Source organism: Microbulbifer epialgicus (assembly GCF_041447265.1).
GTDB lineage: Bacteria > Pseudomonadota > Gammaproteobacteria > Pseudomonadales > Cellvibrionaceae > Microbulbifer > Microbulbifer epialgicus.
This window is the reverse complement of sequence record NZ_JBGMEK010000190.1, coordinates 1-2,557: the sequence shown is the minus strand read 5'-3', so window position 1 is coordinate 2,557 and position 2,557 is coordinate 1. Positions and strand designations below refer to the sequence as shown.

At 39.7% G+C, this 2,557-nt stretch carries 1 protein-coding gene; it reads left to right on the top strand.

Annotation, left to right across the window (positions count from 1 at the left end; genetic code table 11):
* The first annotated feature begins 843 nt into the window (after window positions 1-843).
* Window positions 844-2,253 carry an MFS transporter gene (locus tag ACCI49_RS24290; RefSeq protein WP_371841838.1) on the top strand — a complete coding sequence of 470 codons (1,410 nt, stop codon included), beginning with the start codon at window positions 844-846 and terminating at the stop codon, window positions 2,251-2,253.
* Window positions 2,254-2,557 lie beyond the last annotated feature (304 nt).

The window sequence follows — 2,557 nt, the reverse complement described above, 5'->3', positions numbered from 1 at the left end:
CCGTAATTGCCGCTTAGAGCGGCTCACAAAATTAAAGCCCCCGGCTTTGCCGGGGGATACTTACTGTCAGCTGTTTCCGAAAGGCCTATTTATCTCTATCGGTTTCCCCTTATGGCTGGCAGCTATAATATCCCGAAGCCCATGACTAAGTAGTGAGTAACAAATATTCTAAGCTTAGTGCAGGGCAAAGGTTCGATGGCTGGTGGCTAGGTTTTATTTTTTTGTTAAAGGGAATTACCTGTCAGGTTAGGGGAACTGTTACTTTTACATCTATGCGAGTTACTAAAAAGGGGAAAGGAAAGAATACACTGCGCTCGGAACCGTACGAGGCATGGATGCCGATTACGAGCTTACAGGGAAGTATTTACAGCGTGTATCGAGTGCAGTGTATTCTTTCCTTCTGACCCAGTAGTAACTAGGAGAGTGTATTTTTGTCATATGCAATTAAGTGTGAATTGTGAGGCTTATTCGCGGCAGTTTTATTGACTTTTGTGTATTGGAAGTTTGCTCATTCAAAGTGATACAGAGGGAATGATGAAGCAGTGCTATGACCTGGTGTCGTTGTTTCTTCTCCATTCGTGAATAAGTTTAATGTGACGCCCTAATCGACCGTCGTGCTATCTAGCTCCCCACTGAATAAATTAACTATATTTATAATTGCATTAAACACTACATATTAAACTTGGAGTTTTAATCAATAAATAGATTCTGCCATACAATAATGGAGTGTTTATAGCTAAAAACTGGCACCATCCTTGGATGTTAGTTACTAGATGGCGAATAGTCCTATGGAAAAATTGGAGACATGTACATCAATAACAGATATTTAGCCATGATTAAATGATGGGAAATTGGGCAGCTCTAACAAAGGACCAGCTCTGGGGCTTAGCAGCACTGAGCTTCGCATTATTTTTTGTATCAAATGATATTACCATTCTTTCTGGCACAATACCTATCATAGAAACAGATTTCGGCGGTGATTTTACTAATGTGCAATGGTTGCTGAATGGCTATACCTTGGTAGTTGGCGTCTTGATTATTTCCGGAGGCCGATTGGCAGACATATTTGGGCGAAGACGGATATTTTTTATTGGTAGCGTGATATTTGTCTTTTTCTCAGTCATATGTGGGCTAGCAAAGGATTTTTCTATACTGCTGGCGTCAAGGGCACTAATGGGGATCGGCGGTGCTATGATATGGCCATCTATATTAGGGATGATTTATAATCTGATACCGAGAGAGCGCTCAGGAATTGCCGGGGGTTTGGTCATGGCAGTTACTGGGATATCCTTAACTATAGGGCCTATTCTCGGTGGGGTGATTACTGACATATTTAATTGGCGTTTAACGTTTTTTCTTAATCCAATTGAAGCTGCGATAGCTTGTTTTATGTGTTGGAAATTTGTGACAGATGATACCCCAAAAAATTTAGATGCAAAAATTGATTATGCAGGTGTAACTACCTTATCAGTTTCTTTATTTAGCTTATTGTTTGCGTTGGATCTGTCTGTGGATTTTGGATTCAAAAATCCACTGATTATCATTTTGATGGCATTATTCTTATTTTTCTTTGGTGTATTTGTTATTGTTGAGTATCGAGTGAAGGATAATGCTTTAATCCCAAGGGATATAGCTGGTAATTACAGGTTGTTCGCTGCGGGCTTTGCTACGTTGGTTATTTCGGTGGTATTTTTTTCACCCATATTCTATATACCCCAATTTTTTTCAAAAATACATGGCTATTCTGCAACCTTGGCGGGAATTGTGCTATTGCCGATGCTTATTGTGTTTAGTGTTATTTCCTATGTGTCTGGCAACCTATATAAATCATTTAACCCTAGGGTAATTGCATCTGCAGGTTCGGCATTAATATTTATAGGCATGTTTATGTTGTCAAATATAAACAAAAATATAGGAATTATAGGTCTTGCCCCAGGGTTAATATTCTTAGGTGCGGGTATGGGATTTTTTTATCCAACCATTACCACGTTTTCCATCACGGTTGTCGCACCCTCCAGGTCAAGCCTGGCTGCTGGAATTATCTACATGTTTCGGGTGGCCGGAGGAAGTTTGGGGTTGGCCATTAATACCACAATTGTTGCGTTTTCACCATCGTTGCCGAATGGCATAGCCAGAGCCTTTACAGTAAATTCTTATCTTGCATTAACGGCATTGGTTATCTGCCTCCTCTTTGTCGATGAAAAGCGCAATACCGGGAAGTTTGTTAACAGTGAGGGAGGTAAAAAGAGTTAATGATTGTTACTTATTGTGAATCCGGAAAATCAATTGTAATCAAGACGTACGATCTATCACGCTAAGTAGATTATTCAAATTTTATGAGTGTCATATCACTCATGCAGTGTATATTTTTTATGAATTGTAGTAAGTGATATACAGTCCTGTACTAGTTATTAACCCGGTGGCTCTATAGTTCTGTATAATACCCAAATGGATATTATTGATGCAAGAAAATTACCCGCTTCCGCGCAGGAAGAGAAACGCCGAACTGCCGTAAAGCTTTGGAAGAAATCAGAGTCTATAGCAGAAATTGCACGGA

What these genes read in the sequence shown, in the direction of transcription:
- ACCI49_RS24290 (WP_371841838.1), top strand. Translation starts at nt 844, where the DNA reads ATGGGAAATTGGGCAGCTCTAACAAAGGACCAGCTCTGGGGCTTAGCA.